The sequence below is a fragment of the Serratia sp. BNK-12 genome, assembly GCF_047456085.1.
In the GTDB taxonomy this organism is placed as follows: domain Bacteria; phylum Pseudomonadota; class Gammaproteobacteria; order Enterobacterales; family Enterobacteriaceae; genus Serratia; species Serratia liquefaciens.
Genome location: NZ_CP179896.1, coordinates 1,480,573 through 1,497,380 on the forward strand (window position 1 = coordinate 1,480,573; position 16,808 = coordinate 1,497,380).

13 protein-coding genes are annotated in these 16,808 nt (G+C 57.6%); 8 read left to right on the forward strand and 5 right to left on the reverse strand.

Going from position 1 to position 16,808, the window contains the following annotated elements:
• The first annotated feature begins 172 nt into the window (after positions 1-172).
• From menF to menE, 6 genes are all read left to right on the forward strand, one after another.
• A complete protein-coding gene (menF, locus tag ACMGG1_RS06685) occupies positions 173-1,465 on the forward strand; it encodes an isochorismate synthase MenF (RefSeq protein WP_130016465.1) in 1,293 nt (430 codons plus the stop codon).
• A 251-nt stretch (positions 1,466-1,716) separates the two neighbouring features.
• Positions 1,717-3,390: a 2-succinyl-5-enolpyruvyl-6-hydroxy-3-cyclohexene-1-carboxylic-acid synthase gene (gene menD, locus ACMGG1_RS06690; protein WP_115058422.1), complete on the forward strand. Its 1,674-nt coding sequence runs from the start codon at positions 1,717-1,719 to the stop codon at positions 3,388-3,390.
• Positions 3,390-4,157 carry a 2-succinyl-6-hydroxy-2,4-cyclohexadiene-1-carboxylate synthase gene (gene menH / locus ACMGG1_RS06695; protein ID WP_128864607.1) on the forward strand — a complete coding sequence of 256 codons (768 nt, stop codon included), beginning with the start codon at positions 3,390-3,392 and terminating at the stop codon, positions 4,155-4,157. The genes menD and menH overlap by 1 nt, the downstream gene beginning before the upstream one ends.
• Positions 4,158-4,168: 11 nt before the next feature.
• Positions 4,169-5,026: a 1,4-dihydroxy-2-naphthoyl-CoA synthase gene (gene menB / locus ACMGG1_RS06700; RefSeq protein WP_020827822.1), complete on the forward strand. Its 858-nt coding sequence runs from the start codon at positions 4,169-4,171 to the stop codon at positions 5,024-5,026.
• 11 nt (positions 5,027-5,037) lie between these two features.
• On the forward strand, positions 5,038-6,009 hold the full coding sequence (gene menC / locus ACMGG1_RS06705; RefSeq protein WP_130016516.1) for an o-succinylbenzoate synthase: 972 nt from the start codon (positions 5,038-5,040) through the stop codon (positions 6,007-6,009).
• A complete protein-coding gene (menE, locus tag ACMGG1_RS06710) occupies positions 5,997-7,382 on the forward strand; it encodes an o-succinylbenzoate--CoA ligase (protein WP_414161234.1) in 1,386 nt (461 codons plus the stop codon). Before menC ends, menE begins: the two co-directional genes overlap by 13 nt.
• Positions 7,383-7,561: 179 nt before the next feature.
• Here menE and katA read toward each other — a convergent pair whose 3' ends face one another.
• Positions 7,562-8,998: a catalase KatA gene (gene katA, locus ACMGG1_RS06715; RefSeq protein WP_020827819.1), complete on the reverse strand. Its 1,437-nt coding sequence runs from the start codon at positions 8,996-8,998 to the stop codon at positions 7,562-7,564.
• Positions 8,999-9,332: 334 nt separating this feature from the next.
• Between katA and ACMGG1_RS06720 the strand changes: the two genes are divergently transcribed.
• Positions 9,333-9,875, forward strand: coding sequence for a YfaZ family outer membrane protein (locus ACMGG1_RS06720; RefSeq protein WP_020827818.1), 543 nt, complete (start codon positions 9,333-9,335; stop codon positions 9,873-9,875).
• A 50-nt stretch (positions 9,876-9,925) separates the two neighbouring features.
• On the opposite strand, the gene tyrP is transcribed toward ACMGG1_RS06720, so the two are convergent.
• Positions 9,926-11,134: a tyrosine transporter TyrP gene (tyrP, locus tag ACMGG1_RS06725; RefSeq protein WP_041414776.1), complete on the reverse strand. Its 1,209-nt coding sequence runs from the start codon at positions 11,132-11,134 to the stop codon at positions 9,926-9,928.
• 244 nt (positions 11,135-11,378) lie between these two features.
• Here tyrP and ACMGG1_RS06730 point away from each other — a divergent pair, with 244 nt between their 5' ends.
• Positions 11,379-12,575 carry a nicotinamide mononucleotide deamidase-related protein YfaY gene (locus tag ACMGG1_RS06730; protein WP_130016467.1) on the forward strand — a complete coding sequence of 399 codons (1,197 nt, stop codon included), beginning with the start codon at positions 11,379-11,381 and terminating at the stop codon, positions 12,573-12,575.
• A gap of 294 nt (positions 12,576-12,869) precedes the next feature.
• On the opposite strand, the gene yfaE is transcribed toward ACMGG1_RS06730, so the two are convergent.
• From yfaE to nrdA, 3 genes are all read right to left on the reverse strand, one after another.
• Positions 12,870-13,130, reverse strand: a complete 261-nt coding sequence (yfaE, locus tag ACMGG1_RS06735; protein WP_130016468.1) for a class I ribonucleotide reductase maintenance protein YfaE — start codon at positions 13,128-13,130, stop codon at positions 12,870-12,872.
• Between the two features lie 3 nt (positions 13,131-13,133).
• Positions 13,134-14,264 carry a class Ia ribonucleoside-diphosphate reductase subunit beta gene (nrdB, locus tag ACMGG1_RS06740; protein ID WP_020827814.1) on the reverse strand — a complete coding sequence of 377 codons (1,131 nt, stop codon included), beginning with the start codon at positions 14,262-14,264 and terminating at the stop codon, positions 13,134-13,136.
• A gap of 68 nt (positions 14,265-14,332) precedes the next feature.
• Positions 14,333-16,621, reverse strand: a complete 2,289-nt coding sequence (gene nrdA / locus ACMGG1_RS06745) for a class 1a ribonucleoside-diphosphate reductase subunit alpha (RefSeq protein WP_020827813.1) — start codon at positions 16,619-16,621, stop codon at positions 14,333-14,335.
• Positions 16,622-16,808: the final 187 nt, after the last annotated feature.

Sequence of the window (16,808 nt, forward strand, 5' to 3'; positions counted from 1 at the left end):
TGCTTTCTCAGTATAGTCGTACAATGCATTCTTGGCCGCTTTTTGAGCTGATTGTTTAATTTTAATAAACAATTTGCGGGCCCTGCCATTGGCGTTATGACGCTATTTTTCCGCCGTTGATCCTTGATTTACCGTATAATTCCCTACATTAAGTTTGGTTATTGAGGTGGCCGTGGAACAACTTTCGGCATTGCTGCGGCGATTACGCCGGCAGTTTGAACAACATTTTCCCGTGGCGGGCGGCTTCCGCCAGCTTGCACTTCCCGTTCCCGCGCCGTTGACCACCCCCTTGCTGGCATGGTTAGCGGCACAGCCGACATTCCCTCAGTTTTACTGGCATCATCGCGACGGGCATGAAGAGGCCGCGGCCTGCGGTGCACTGCGCCTGTTTACCCAACCGGAACAAGCACAGGCATTTCTCAAGGCGCATGAAGGTGCGCGGGTGTGGGGGCTGAACGCCTTCGATGGCACGGCGCATTTATTTTTGCCACGCCTGGAAATTTTGACCCGCGAGGGCGAAACACAATTAATGCTGAATCTGTTTTCTGAAAGTTCGCTACGCGACGATGCGATCGTCGCCGAGTGCTGGCTGGAAAATAGCGTGGCTGCACGGCCTATGACGCCATTAAAGGCGAAAGTGAGAAAGGTGCAGCATCAACCGGAACGTGCCGGGTGGGAAACCATGTTGCACGAAGCGCTGAAGGCGATAGATCGGCAACAGATGGAGAAGGTGGTGTTGGCGCGCAGTACGCTACTGACGCTGGATGGCCCGCTGTTTGCGCCGGCGATGATGGAAGCCAGCCGCAGAGTGAACCACCGATGTTACCACTATATGCTGCGATTTGATGCAGATTCCGCCTTTCTCGGTTCCAGCCCGGAAAGGCTGTATCTACGCAAGGGGCGTCAACTGCTGACGGAAGCTCTGGCGGGCACCGTGGCTAATCACCCCGAACACCAACAGGCTCAGGCCCTGGCGCAATGGCTGCTGCAGGATGGCAAGAACCGGCGTGAAAATCTGCTGGTGGTGGACGACATCTGCCAGCGCCTGCAAGGGGGAGCTAATGCCGTGGATGTGTTACCGCCGGAAGTGGTGCGTTTGCGTAAGGTGCAGCACCTGCGGCGCCGTATTGAAGGCCGGCTGAAACGTGAGGACGATGCCGATTGCTTGCATCGGTTACAGCCTACGGCGGCGGTCGCCGGCTTGCCGCGTCAGGCAGCACGCGAATTTATCCTGCAGCATGAACCCTTCTCCCGCGGCTGGTATGCCGGTTCTGCCGGCTATTTGTCCGCGTCCCGCAGCGAGTTTTGCGTATCGCTACGCTGCGCGCAGTTAGACGGCGACCGATTACGGCTGTACGCCGGGGCCGGTATCGTGAGCGGTTCCGACGCCGCCGAAGAGTGGCTGGAGATCGAAAACAAGGCCGCCGGGTTGCTGACGTTGTTACAGCCAGACGCTTTGCCCTGAATTTCCCTGCTTGGGTTACGGATTTATTGAGAGAACGACGCGGTGAGTGTAAACTGCGTGTGATTTTTATGTTTATTTTTTGTTCTAAATCAATTAATTGTCTACCATAAAGTCACCGGGATGTACGGCGTTTTTGCGCTGGCGCAAAAGTCGTAAAGATAACTACTCATATAATGCAGAACATCATTTTGGCATGCCGCCGATCGGCGGGTGCCAGAGGCAGATTCTGTTAACCGACTTGTGAGCGAACTATGTCGACAAGTGTTTTTAATCGCCGGTGGGCGGCGTTGCTGTTGGAAGCGCTGGCTCGCCATGGAGTGCGGCATGTTTGTATCGCTCCGGGATCGCGCTCTACGCCTTTGACGCTGGCTGCGGCGGCCAACAAGTCTTTTATCTGCCATACCCATTTTGACGAGCGCGGGCTGGGCCATTTGGCGCTTGGCCTGGCGAAGGCGTCACGGGAGCCGGTGGCGGTCATCGTCACTTCCGGCACTGCGGCCGCCAACCTGTACCCTTCCTTGATCGAAGCCGGGCTGACCGGCGAACGGCTGGTGTTTCTCACGGCCGATCGTCCACCTGAGCTGATCAACTGCGGTGCCAATCAGGCCATCCGCCAAAACGGCCTGTATGCCAGCCACCCATCTTTGAGTCTCGATCTGCCGCGCCCGACGCCGGATATTTCCGCCAGTTGGCTGGTTTCCACCCTCGACAGCGCCATGGCACGTTTGCATCACGGCGCGCTGCATATTAATTGCCCCTTTGCCGAACCGCTGTACGGCGGCGATGAGCAGCAGTACGACGATTGGTCCGCGACGCTTGGCGACTGGTGGCAAGGCAGCCAGCCCTGGCTGCGCGAAATGGATCCACACGTGGTGCTCAAACAGCCAGACTGGTTCTTCTGGCGGCAAAAACGGGGCGTGGTAGTGGCAGGCCGCATGAGTGCGGAGGAGGGTGAGCAGGTGGCGCAATGGGCCGCCATGCTCGGCTGGCCATTGATAGGCGACGTTTTGTCTCAGACCGGGCAACCGCTGCCCTGTGCCGATTTATGGTTGGCTCAGCCGCAGGCGCAAAAACGGCTGGCGGATGCGCAACTGGTGGTGCAGTTCGGCAGCAGCCTGACCGGTAAACGCCTGCTGCAGTGGCAGGAGCAGTGCCAGCCGCAGGAATATTGGTTGATCGACGATTTACCGGGGCGACTCGACCCGGCGCACCACCGGGGGCGGCGCATTCGTTCCAGCGTGGCGCAGTGGCTTGAGTTGCATCCGGCCCAGCCTCGCACCCCTTGGGCGGATGAACTGACGCAGCTGGCGGATAACGCGCTGGACGCGGTCTCGGGCCACCTGGTCAACCGTTTTGGCGAGGCGCAGTTGGCGCACCGCCTGCCGGAGCTGCTACCGGAAAACGGCCAGCTGTTTCTGGGCAACAGCCTGATCGTACGCTTGATTGATGCCTTGACCCGCTTGCCGGCGGGTTATCCGGTGTTCAGCAATCGCGGTGCCAGCGGCATCGACGGCCTGATCTCTACCGCCGCAGGCGTGCAGCGGGCCACCGCCAAACCAACGCTGGCGGTGGTGGGAGATCTTTCCGCCCTGTATGACCTGAACGCGCTGGCGCTGCTGCGTCAATGCTCTGCGCCAACGGTGCTGATCGTGGTCAATAATAATGGCGGCCAGATTTTTTCATTGCTGCCAACGCCGGAAGAAGACCGGCAGCGCTTCTACTGCATGCCGCAGGACGTGGAGTTCAGCCATGCCGCAGCGATGTTCCAACTCGCTTACGCCCGCCCGGAAAACTGGGGACAGTTGCTGCAGGCGGTGGAACAGGGGTGGCGCCACAGCGGTGCCACGCTGATTGAGCTGCAGGTGCCGCCGAGCGATGGTGCACAGACGTTGCAGCATCTGGTGCAACAGATGGCGGAGCAATAATGCTGGCGACAAAAGTCTTGCAACAGGGCGAAGCCGATCGGCCCTGGTTAATCTGGCTGCATGGCCTGTTGGGCAACAACAATGAATGGCGGGTGATCGCTTCCCGCTGCCCGGAGTGGCCGTCGCTGGCGATCGACCTGCCGGGCCACGGCGATTCCGTTGCGGTGACCTGCAGCAGCTTTGACGATATCAGCGCGCAAATCAGCAGCACCTTGCAGATGCACGGCATCGAACGCTATTGGCTGGTGGGCTATTCATTGGGTGGGCGCATAGCCATGTACCACGCCTGCTGCGGCGACACCACCGGCCTGCAAGGGGTAATTATTGAAGGCGGAAATCCCGGACTGGCCGATCCGGCCCTGCGTGCTCAACGTCTGACGCACGATGCGGCCTGGGCGGAACGTTTCCGCCACGAACCCATTGAACAGGTGCTGGCGGACTGGTACCAGCAGCCGGTCTTCGCCAATCTCAGCGCGGTGCACCGCGATGCGCTGATCGGTGCCCGCAAGGACAATTCCGGCGCGGCAGTGGCGGACATGCTGGAAGCCACTTCGCTGGGCAAGCAGCCCTGTCTGGTGCCGCAATTGCAACAGCTGGCGATACCGCTGGTGGTGTTGTGCGGTGCCGACGATCACAAATTTCAGCAGTTGGCGCGTGACGCCGGGTTGCCGTTACGCATCGTGCCGCAGGCCGGGCATAACTCGCACCTGGCCAACCCGCAGGATTTCGTCGCCGAACTGCGCACTTTTCTCGTTAACCCTGGTTAAAGGAACAGAACATGCTCTATCCGAATGAAGAACAGCTGTACGCCGCCATCGAGTGGCAGGATTGCTCAGGCGATTTCGAAGATATCCTCTACCACAAGTCCAGCGACGGCATCGCTAAAATCACCATTAACCGTCCGCAGGTGCGTAATGCCTTCCGGCCGCACACGGTGAAAGAGATGATCGAAGCGCTGTCCAATGCCCGCTACGACGACGGCATCGGCACCATTATTCTCACCGGCGCCGGCGACAAAGCCTTCTGCTCCGGCGGCGATCAGAAAGTGCGCGGCGATTACGGCGGTTATCAGGATGAAAGCGGCGTGCACCATCTGAACGTGCTCGACTTCCAGCGCCAGATCCGCACCTGCCCGAAACCCGTGGTGGCGATGGTTGCCGGTTATTCGATCGGCGGCGGTCACGTATTGCATATGATGTGCGACCTGACCATCGCGGCGGATAACGCCATCTTCGGCCAGACCGGGCCTAAAGTGGGGTCGTTCGACGGCGGTTGGGGCGCTTCTTACATGGCACGTATCGTCGGCCAGAAGAAAGCGCGCGAGATCTGGTTCCTGTGCCGTCAGTATGATGCTGCCGCCGCGCTGGACATGGGCCTGGTCAACACCGTGGTGCCCTTGGCGAGCCTGGAAAAAGAAACCGTACGCTGGTGTCGTGAAATGCTGCAAAACAGCCCGATGGCGCTGCGCTGCCTGAAAGCGGCCCTGAATGCCGACTGCGACGGTCAGGCCGGTCTGCAGGAACTGGCGGGTAACGCCACCATGCTGTTCTACATGACTGACGAAGGTCAGGAAGGGCGCAACGCGTTCAACGAAAAACGCCAGCCGGACTTCAGCAAATTCAAGCGTAATCCGTAATGAATGCTCCGATCCGTAACGCCGCCGTTTACCGTTACAGCCTGCCGATGGAGGCTGGCGTGGTGCTGCGCAACCAGCGGCTGAAAACCCGCGATGGTTTGCTGATCCATCTGCAGCAGGGCGGGCAGGAAGGTTGGGGTGAGATAGCGCCGCTGCCAGAGTTCAGCCAGGAAACGCTGGCGCAGGCCGAGCAGGCTGCGCTGCGTTGGGTACAGGACTGGCAAGGCGGGACCTTGCCGTCAGACAGCCCGTTGCCTTCAGTAGCGTTCGGCACCAGCTGCGCGTTGGCGGAATTGGAACAGCGGTTGCCGCTGCAGGCAGATTACCGCAAAGCGCCGCTGTGTACCGGCGATCCTGACGAGCTGTTCGCGGTATTGACCGCGCTGCCGGGAGAGAAAGTTGCCAAGGTGAAGGTTGGGCTGTATGAGGCGGTGCGCGACGGCATGATAGTCAACGTCTTGCTGGAAGCCCTGCCCGATTTGCGTCTGCGGCTGGACGCCAACCGCAGTTGGACTCGTGCCAAGGCGGACGGGTTCGCTAAATACGTGGCACCGGCGCTGCGTGAACGCATTGCTTTCCTTGAAGAGCCTTGCAAAACCCGTGATGAATCGCGGGATTTCGCGCTGGCGACCGGCATTGCTATCGCCTGGGACGAAAGCGTGCGCGAGGCGGACTTTGTGGTGCAGGCCGAGCCGGGCGTGGCGGCGATCGTCATTAAACCAACCTTGACCGGCAGTCTGGTTCGTTGCCGTACCCTGGTGGAGCAGGCCCATGCGGCGGGGTTAACGGCGGTGATCAGCTCCAGCATCGAATCGAGCCTGGGGTTGACGCAACTGGCACGCATCGCGCACTGGCTGACGCCGAATACCGTACCTGGACTGGACACGCTGGATCTGATGCAGGCGCAGCTGCTACGCCCCTGGCCGGACTGCGAGTTGCCGCTATTGGATACATCAGCGCTGGAGTGTTTATGGCGCAGCTAAAAGACTGGCCGTGGCGGCAGTGGGCGCAGCGACGGCCACAGGCGACGGCGGTAACGGTGGGGCACCAGCCGGTGAGTTGGCTGGTGTTGCGCCGTCAGGTGGATAGGCTGGCGGCAGATTTTCAGCATCAGGGCGTCGAGCCCGGCTGTGGCGTGGCGTTATGCGGCAAGAACAGCTACCCGCTGCTGTTGGCTTATCTGGCGCTGCTGCAGTGCGGTGCGCGGCTGCTGCCGTTGAATCCGGCGCTGCCCGCGGCCCAGTTGGCGACGTTGCTGCCTGATCTGGATATCGATTTTGCTTTCAGTCCGGACCGGTTACCGACCTTACCGGCAACGATCATCCCTTTAACCCCTCCCTCTACCGAATCTCGCTGGCTGAATCCACCGCGTTGGGATGCGCAACGGCTGGCGACGCTGACCTTGACCTCCGGCTCCAGCGGCAGACCAAAGGCCGCTGCGCACAGCTATGCCGCGCATCTGGCCAGCGCCGAAGGGGTACTGCGGCTGATGGACTTCCAACCTCAGGACCGCTGGCTACTGTCTTTACCGCTGTTTCACGTTTCCGGCCAGGGCATTGTCTGGCGCTGGCTGGCGGCGGGGGCCGGACTGGTGGTGCGTGATATGCATCCTCTGGCTGACGCATTGGCAGGGTGTACCCATGCCTCGCTGGTGCCGACACAGCTTTGGCGTTTACTGGTGCAGCCGCTGGCGGCGCTGACGTTGAAGAAAGTGCTGCTTGGGGGCGCGATGATCCCGCCAGAGCTGACCGCGCAGGCGGAGGCGGCAGGCATTCGCTGTTGGTGCGGCTACGGCCTGACCGAACTGGCTTCCACGGTGTGTGCCAAGCGCGCTGACGGGCTGCCAGGCGTTGGGCTGCCATTGGCTGGTCGGGAAGTTAAGCTGGTGAATGAGGAAGTGTGGATCCGTGCGTTGAGTCTGGCGTTGGGATATTGGCAACGCGGTGCGTTGCTGCCGCTCGTCGATGATCAAGGCTGGTTTCATACCCGCGATCGCGGCGTCATGGAACAGGGTGAACTGCGGATCATTGGCCGGTTGGATAACCTGTTTTTCAGCGGTGGGGAAGGCATTCAGCCGGAGGATATCGAACGCGTGCTGGCGGCTCACTCGCAGATCTTGCAGGTGGTGGTGGTGCCGGTGGATGACGCCGAGTTTGGCCAACGACCGGTGGCAGTGATCGACAGTGGGGTACCGCTTTTGCTGGAAGATCTGCTGGCGTGGTCGCAGGATCGTCTGGTGAATTTCCAACGGCCGGTTGCTTTGTTGGCGATGCCCGCCGAGTTGAAAACCGGGGGGATCAAGATCTCCCGCCGTCAACTGCAGCAATGGGTGGCTGAACAGCTATCCCATCGATAAAAAAGGCCGCCCAAAGGCGGCCTCAGACTGCTGACAAACCTGCGAAACGGCTAAACCGGTAGGGGTCGAACATGTTCGACCCGATTTAACCCATTGATTATGCTATTGAGCGCAGCATGCAGCGCCCCTACCATTAAACAACAGAGCACTTTGTCAACGGCTTCGGTGACTGCCGACGGTTATTTCAGGCCCAGCGCTTTGGCTACGCCAGCGCCGTAATCCGGATGCACTTGGGTGAACAAATCGACCTGACGGCGCTGGATCTGTTCCGGCACCTGTGACAGCTCACCGGCGATACGGGTGAACATACGCTGATGTTCTTCCGCGCTCAACAGGTTGAACAGCGCGCGCGGCTGGCTGAAGTAATCCCCGTCTTCACGGTGATTCCAGTGGTCGGCGGCTCCTTCAATGCTCAACGGTGGCTCTCTAAAGTCCGGTTGCTCCTGGAACAGGCCAAAGCTGTTTGGCTCGTAGGTCGCGCCGTTACCGCTGTTGCCGTCCACGCGCATCGCGCCGTCGCGGTGGTAGTTGTGGAACGGGCATTTTGCGCCGTTAACCGGGATTTGATGATGGTTAACACCCAGACGGTAGCGGTGGGCGTCCCCGTATGAGAACAGGCGACCCTGCAGCATTTTATCCGGCGAGAAGCTGACCCCAGGCACTACGTTGGCTGGGTTCAACGCCACTTGTTCCACTTCCGCGAAGTAGTTTTCCGGGTTGCGGTGCAGCTCGAAGAAGCCAACGTCGATTAACGGGTAATCGCCGTGCGGCCATACCTTGGTCAGATCGAAGGGGTTGTAAGGTGTCTGCGAGGCTTCGTGTTCCGGCATGATCTGAATCTGCAGTTTCCAGCGCGGGTAATCACCCCGTTCGATGGCTTCATACAAATCGCGCTGTGAGCTTTCACGGTCTTTGGCAATGATCGCCTCCGCTTCGTCATCCATCAGGTTTTCAATGCCTTGTTCGCAGCGGAAGTGGAATTTAACCCAGAAGCGTTCGTTGTTGGCATTGATAAAGCTGAAGGTGTGGCTGCCGAAGCCGTGCATATGGCGGTAGGATTTCGGGATGCCGCGGTCGCTGAAGTCTATGGTCAATTGGTGCAGGCTTTCCGGCGACAGCGAGAAGAAATCCCATTTATAAGTTGGGTTGCGCAGATTGGTACGCGGATCGCGTTTGACCACGTGGTTAAGATCGGGGAATTTCAGCGGGTCGCGCAGGTAAAACACCGGGGTGTCGTTACCCACCAGGTCCCAATTGCCCTCCTCGGTATAAAACTTCATCGCGAAACCGCGAATGTCGCGTTCGGCGTCGGCGGCCCCGCGCTCACCGGCTACGGTGGAGAAGCGGATAAACATGTCAGTTTGCTTGCCGATTTCAGAGAAGATTTTTGCGCGGGTGTACTGGGTAATATCGTGGGTGACGGTAAAAGTGCCGTAGGCGCCGGATCCTTTGGCGTGCATGCGGCGCTCGGGGATCACTTCACGGTCGAAGTGAGCCAGCTTTTCCAGGAACCAAACGTCCTGCAGCAGCATCGGGCCGCGTTTACCTGCGGTGATCACGTTATTATTATCGACAACCGGGGCTCCGGCTGCGGTGGTCAGTCCTTTCTTGCTCATCACTTGCTCCTTATCGTATTGCAATTGAGTGAAGACTTGGGCGACTCAAGCTTTCATCATAATCCGCCAGGGCGTTCTCACCCTGACCCTAATCAATGCCACTACTAGTTGTAGACCTATTGAACGCACTCGGCAAATAGGTCTGGGTTATCGTTGCTATTGCCACCCGGGAGGACGCTTTTCCTTGCAAAACTTTACATTCATTTGATTACAGAAGAATTTTTTCGCTTTTATCCCTTAAGAACTGGTTGTGGTTTGGTATAGACTCGTGACGGTATTATTACGGGTTAACTCATATCATTCTTAATGGATGAAGTAGCAAGAGGGATAGACGATGAAAAAGACTTTGGTCGCCTGCGCGGCAAGCATGCTGTTTATGACCGGTGCGGCGAACGCGCTCAGCCTGTCTGGCGAAGCCGGCAAGCATTACACCAACCTCGGCTTCGGTCAGGACACAGGCACCAGCGGTTTGGGTTTAACGGGTAACTGGGCCCGTAGCGATCATAACGGCAACGTTGGCAGCCTGGGGCTGAACTTCGGCCTGCCACTGGGACCGTTGACTGCGACGTTAGGGGGCAAGGCGCTGTATCTGAGCCCGAAGGACGGTAAGAGCGGTGGGGCTTTGGCACTGGGCGGCGGTCTTGACTGGGCAATCACGCGTTCTCTCAGCCTGCATGGCGAAGGCTATTTCGCCCCGGAATCACTGACCAGTGGCGTTAAGGCTTACAACGAAGCCAGCGGCGGCCTGCGTTGGACGGTTTTCCGCCCGCTTAGCGTAGATGTGGGTTACCGCTATATTCAGATGCAAGGGAAGGACGGGCGTCGTGACAACACCTTGGCCGATGGCCCTTATGTTGGCGTGGGTCTGAGCTTCTGATACAAACAGCGAAGGGGCCAATTGGCCCCTTCGTTTTATCGAAAAATCTATTAGCCTACGGCCGGCAGGATACCGCTGGCGATACCCACCTGAATGGCAATCACCGTCACCCCGCAGACAAACACCACCGCCAGCGCCGGAGTTCCCCCCCAGACGCGGTATTTCGCCTGATGCTGTTGACGCGTTTTCCACACCAGCATTGACGGTAGCAGCAACGCCAGCACTGCCAGCGCGATGGCGGCGAAGCCCAGCGCCAGCACAAAGCCACGTGGATAGAACAACGCGAAAGCCAGCGGCGGCAAGAAGGTGATGGCACCGGTCTGCAGACGGCCTCGTACGTTATCCTGGCGCTTGAACAAGTCGGCCAGGAAATCAAACAGCCCGAGCGCTACCCCCAGGAAGGAAGTGGCCAGCGCCAGATCGGCAAACAAATGCACCGCCAGTTCGACATGTGGGGAAGCCACGACGTCGCGCACCGCCTGCAACAGGCCGTTCAGACCGGCTTGCTGTGCCAAGATACCGACGAAAGTGGTGGAGCTGATGCTGCCGAGCGTGGCCAACTGCCAGAAAATATAGGCTATCAGCGGAATGGCGCTGCCGATAATAAACACCCAACGCAGCTTGCGGATGTTGCCGCCCATGTAGTTCACGATGCTTGGCACGCTGCCGTGAAAGCCGAACGACGTGAAGATCACCGGAATGGCCGACAGCGCTAGCCCTTGCTCCAGCGGGAGCGTCATCAGGTTGGTCTGGTGGATATTGGGCAGCATCAGGCCCAGCATGACAATCAGAAACACCACTTTGGCGCTGAACAGAATACGGTTAAACAGATCGACCGAGTGGGTACCGATGCAGACTACGCCGCCGGCCACCAGAGTAAACAGCAATACGCCAAGCGTGGTGGGGAAGTCCTGCGACGTCCACTGGCTGATGCTGGCCGCCAGCAATTCACCGGCGCCGCTGATATAGGCGGCAGTCAGGGCATACATCAAAAACATCATGCTGAAGCTGGTCAGCCATTGACCGCCGCCGCCGAGGTAGCGCTTTGCCAGGGTACCGAGGCCGGTATCGGCCTGTTCATGTTGATAGACTTCGACCAGCAGCAGCGCGGTATAACACATCAACAGCCACAGGCCGACTAACAGAGCCAGGGTGACGCCGAAGCCTACACCGGCCGCCGCCAACGGCATTGCCAGCATCCCGGCGCCGATGGTGGTTCCTGCTACGATAAATACACTGCCAAGCGTGCGATTTTTCACGTTTTTCTCTATCAACCAAAGATTTTGGAAAATTATAGGTAACTGATTCTAAGTGCGGCAGGATAGTTGATGGAATATTTCGTGTCAAACGGGCGTTACGGGTGCTGTTAACTTATCTTTACGATGCAGCGGGCTGCGCTATCTCGCAAAAAAATGCCTTTAACCGAAATTAACTGGTGGTGCCTAGTGAAAACTTATTTACAGGCTTCTATAGTGGAAAGATCGGAAAATGTGGGAGAGATCAATGTTAAGGGTGGAGATGCTCAGCACCGGTGATGAGGTGCTACACGGGCAAATTATAGATACCAACGCCGCCTGGCTGGCAGACTATCTGTTCCAGCAGGGCATGCCGATGAGCGGCCGCGAAACGGTGGGGGACAGTCTCTCCTCTCTGATCGAAACATTACAGGAACGCAGTCATATCGCCGACGTGCTGATTGTTAACGGCGGTCTGGGGCCGACCAGTGACGATCTCAGTGCTCAGGCGGCCGCGACCGCCTGCGGCGTCGAGCTGGTTGAACATGCTGAATGGATGGCGCGTATCGAGGCGTATTTTGCTGAACGCGGCAGGCCGATGGCGGCCTCAAACCGCAAGCAGGCGCAGATCCCCGCTAACGCAGAGATGCTCGACAATCCGGTTGGCACCGCCTGTGGTTTTGCTTTGCAACTGAACCGATGCATGATGTTTTTCACGCCCGGCGTGCCATCTGAATTCAAAGTGATGGTCGAACAGCAAATTGTGCCGCGCCTGCGTCAGCGTTTTACCTTACCGGCACCACCGCTGTGCCTGCGGTTAACCACTTTTGGTACTTCGGAAAGCGATCTGGCTGCTGAGCTGGACGGCATGCCGCTGCCGCCGGATGTGGTTCTGGGTTATCGTTCCTCCAGCCCGATCATTGAACTGAAGCTGACCGGCCCGGTTGCCCAGCGTGCGGCGATGGAGCAAGCGTGGGAGCGGGTTCGTCAGGTTGCGGGTGATAACACCCTGTTTGAAGGAACCCTTGGCCTGCCGGCAGTGCTGGCACAGCGGTTGAATCAGCAAGGGTTGAAGTTGGCGCTGAGCGAACAGTTCAGCGCCGGGTTGATAAATCTACAACTGCAAAGCGAAGGGGCGCCGTTGGCCGGTGGCGAATTGTTGCCGTCGCACTGCGTGGAAACGCTGGAAACCACGTTGGCGCGCGCTCGTTCGTTGGCGGAACTGACCGGGGCGCAGCTGGCATTGGCGGTCAGCGCCATGAGCGGCGATCGGGTGAGCATTGGGCTGCATACGCCAAAAGGCAGCATCGGGCAGACGGTACGTTATCGGGCTGCGCGGCATAGCCTGCGGTTAAGGCAAGAGTCGGTGGCGATGCTGGCGCTAGACATGCTGCGGCGGTGGTTGAACGGTGGGCCGGTATGCGGCAGGAATGCCTGGCTGGAGACGCTGGAGATTATCGAATAGGGAGGCTTGAGACTGTTGGTCTTGGGCATTGTGTGGCAAGGCGGATAGATGAAAGCCCCAAACTGTATTGACTCTCAATCAGAATGGGGCTGCACATAACGCCTAGACACCGTTACGCTAGCCTCTTCACAGCAAGGAGGCAAGCATGCAGTTAAAGCAGGTGTTTCACTCGTTAGCCGTTGTATCTATTACGATTTTGGTATTTATACCCGTCGTCTTTCAAGCTGCAGCGTTGTTGGCTGTAACTCGAAAGTCATAGGGTATATTCAGGTGATGGAAGGATGTTCTTGAAAATCAGATTTCCAACTCGATATCCGTCAGCGGCATGCAACAGCAAGGCAGGATTTCACCCTGGTTGATAAACGCCAATGGCTGTTGGCGGTAGGTCACTTCACCTTTTACCAGCTTCAGGCGGCAGGCGCCGCAGTAGCCGGAACGGCACTGATACTCCACCTCAACGTCGTGCAATTCGAGCACGTCGAGCAGGCAATTTTCACTTTTGGCGCAGGCAAGCTGCGTACCCGTGGTACGCAGCGTCACGATTGATGATGCCATCGCTTAGAGTTCGAAGTCGCTCAGGTCGTCGGCATGGACTTCCGAGTCGATCTGCCCTACCAGGTAGGAGCTGACTTCCACTTCCTGTGGTGCAACCTGCACGTTGTCGGAGACCAACCAGGCGTTAATCCATGGGATTGGGTTAGAGCGGGTGGCGAACGGCAGGCCAAGGCCCACTGCCTGCATGCGGATATTGGTGATGTATTCCACGTACTGGCACAGAATGTCTTTGTTCAGGCCGATCATCGAGCCGTCACGGAACAGGTATTCCGCCCACTCTTTTTCCTGCTCGGCCGCCAACACGAACAGATCGTAGCACTGTTGCTGACACTCAACGGCGATTTCTGCCATTTCCGGGTCATCGGCACCGGAGCGCATCAGGTTCAGCATGTGCTGGGTACCGGTCAGGTGCAGCGCTTCGTCACGGGCGATCAGCTTGATGATTTTGGCGTTGCCTTCCATCAGTTCGCGTTCCGCGAAGGCAAATGAACAGGCGAAGCTAACGTAGAAGCGGATGGCTTCCAGCGCGTTAACGCTCATCAGGCACAGATACAGCTGTTTTTTCAGCGCGCGCAGACTAACGGTAACGGTGTTGCCGTTGACCTGATGCGTGCCTTCACCCAGCAGATGGTAATAGCCGGTCATCTCGATCAGATCGTCGTAGTAGCCGGAAATGTCCTTCGCACGCTTGAGGATCTCTTCGTTGGTGACGATATCGTCAAACACCAGCGCCGGATCGTTAACGATATTACGGATGATATGGGTGTAAGAACGTGAGTGGATGGTCTCAGAGAATGACCAGGTTTCCACCCAGGTTTCCAATTCCGGGATCGAGATCAGCGGCAGCAGCGCCACGTTCGGGCTGCGGCCCTGGATCGAATCCAGCAGCGTCTGGTATTTCAGGTTGCTGATGAAAATGTGTTTTTCATGTTCCGGCAACGCCTGATAGTCGATACGGTCGCGGGAAACGTCAACCTCTTCCGGGCGCCAGAAGAAGGACAGTTGTTTCTCAATCAGTTTTTCGAAAATTTCATGTTTTTGCTGATCGAAACGCGCAACGTTAACCGACTGGCCGAAAAACATCGGTTCCAGCAACTGGTTGTTTTTATTCTGAGAAAATGTGGTGTAAGCCATAAGCCTGAGTCCATCGTATCGTGGCTAAATGAAGGGGCCGGAAGAGTTCCGGCCCGCTGTTTCAAACTTTAGATCTTGCAGGCGCCGCTTTCGCAGTCATCATCGCCGCCCTTGGCCGGCAACAAATCTTCCTGGACGTCTTCCGCGCCGTCGCGGGTGTTCTGGTAGTACAGCGTCTTGACACCAAACTTGTAGGTGGTGAGCAGGTCTTTCAACAGCTGCTTCATTGGCACCTTGCCGCCCGGGAAACGGGTTGGGTCATAGTTGGTGTTGGCAGAGATCGACTGGTCGATAAACTTCTGCATCAGACCGACCAGTTGCAGGTAGCCGTCGTTGTTCGGCATTTCCCACAGCAGCTCGTAGTCGTTTTTCAGACGTTCGTACTCCGGCACCACCTGGCGCAGGATGCCGTCTTTCGACGCTTTGATGCTGATGTGACCACGTGGCGGCTCAATGCCGTTGGTGGCGTTGGAAATCTGCGAAGAGGTTTCCGAAGGCATCAGCGCCGACAGGGTCGAGTTGCGCAGACCGGTTTCCTTGATCTCTTTACGCAGGGTTTCCCAGTCGTAGTGCAGCGGCTCCTGGCAGATGACATCCAGATCTTTCTTGTAGGTGTCGATCGGCAGGATCCCCTGCGAATAGGTGGTTTCATTGAACCACGGGCAAGCCCCTTGTTCCTGAGCCAGACGGTTCGAGGCCTTCAGCAGGTAATACTGGATAGCTTCGAATGTCTTGTGAGTCAGGTTGTTGGCACTGCCATCGGAATAACGCACGCCGTTTTTCGCCAGATAGTAAGCGTAGTTAATCACGCCGATACCCAAGGTGCGACGACCCATGGCGCCACGGTGTGCGGCTTTGATTGGGTAGTCCTGGTAATCCAGCAGGGCGTCCAATGCGCGCACTGCCAGGGTAGCCAGCTCTTCCAAATCGTCCAGGCTTTCGATGGCGCCCAGGTTAAAGGCGGACAGCGTACACAGGGCGATTTCGCCGTTTTCGTCGTTGACGTCGTCCAGCGGTTTGGTCGGCAGGGCAATTTCCAGGCACAGGTTAGACTGGCGCACCGGCGCGATCTGCGGATCAAACGGGCTATGGGTGTTGCAGTGGTCAACGTTCTGGATGTAGATACGGCCGGTAGAGGCGCGTTCCTGCATCATCAGCGAGAACAGTTCGACCGCTTTCACGCGTTTCTGGCGAATGCTGTCGTCTTGCTCGTACTTGGTATACAGACGTTCGAACTCGTCCTGGTCGGCGAAGAATGCGTCATACAGGCCCGGGACGTCAGAAGGACTGAACAGGGTGATGTCCTGGCCCTTGATCAGGCGCTGGTACATCAGGCGGTTCAACTGCACGCCGTAGTCCATGTGACGAACGCGGTTGCCTTCAACACCACGGTTGTTTTTCAGCACCAGCAGGCTTTCAACTTCCAGATGCCACATCGGGTAGAACAGCGTCGCTGCACCACCGCGTACGCCGCCCTGAGAACAGGACTTCACCGCGGTCTGGAAGTGTTTGTAGAACGGGATGCAGCCAGTATGGAAGGCTTCACCACCACGGATCGGGCTGCCCAGCGCACGGATACGACCGGCGTTGATACCGATGCCGGCGCGTTGCGAAACGTATTTCACAATGGCGCTGGAAGTGGCGTTGATGGAATCCAGGCTGTCGCCGCACTCGATCAGCACGCAAGAGCTGAACTGGCGGGTAGGGGTGCGCACGCCGGACATGATTGGCGTAGGCAGTGAGATTTTGAAGGTGGAGATCGCGTCGTAGAAACGTTTAATGTAGTCCAGACGGGTCTCACGCGGGTAGTTGGAGAACAGGCACGCGGCCACCAGGATATACAAGAACTGCGCGCTCTCGTAGATCTCGCCGCTGACGCGGTTCTGCACCAGATACTTCCCTTCCAGCTGCTTAACGGCCGCGTAGGAGAAGTTCATATCACGCCAGTGATCGATAAAGGAGTCCATCTGCTCGAACTCTTCAGTGCTGTAGTCTTCCAGCAGATGCTTATCGTACTTGCCCATTTCTACCATGCGCGTCACGTGAGCGAGCAGCTTTGGCGGCTCGAACTGACCGTAAGCTTTTTTACGCAGATGGAAGATAGCCAGGCGCGCGGCCAGATACTGGTAATCCGGCGCGTCGCGCGAGATCAGATCGGCTGCTGCTTTGATAATGGTTTCATGAATATCAGCAGTTTTGATGCCGTCATAAAACTGAATATGGGAACGCAACTCTACTTGAGAAACGGAGACGTTGTTTAACCCTTCCGCGGCCCAGTCGATGACACGGTGGATTTTGTCGAGGTTGATGCGCTCTTTACGCCCATCGCGTTTAGTAACAAGCAGACTTTGGTTCATGTGGTGTTTTACCTGTCCGTATGGTGCCCCTAAGCAGAAGTGTAGTAGCTCTGCTCAGTATGTAAACACTATATATAGGGGGTGTATGTCGGTGAGGTAACAAGATAGTGAGAAAACAGGGCGTTTGCAAGTGAACAAAAGTGGCCTAATTTGTGGATAACTTGGGGGTGAAATGTGACTTGTCTTT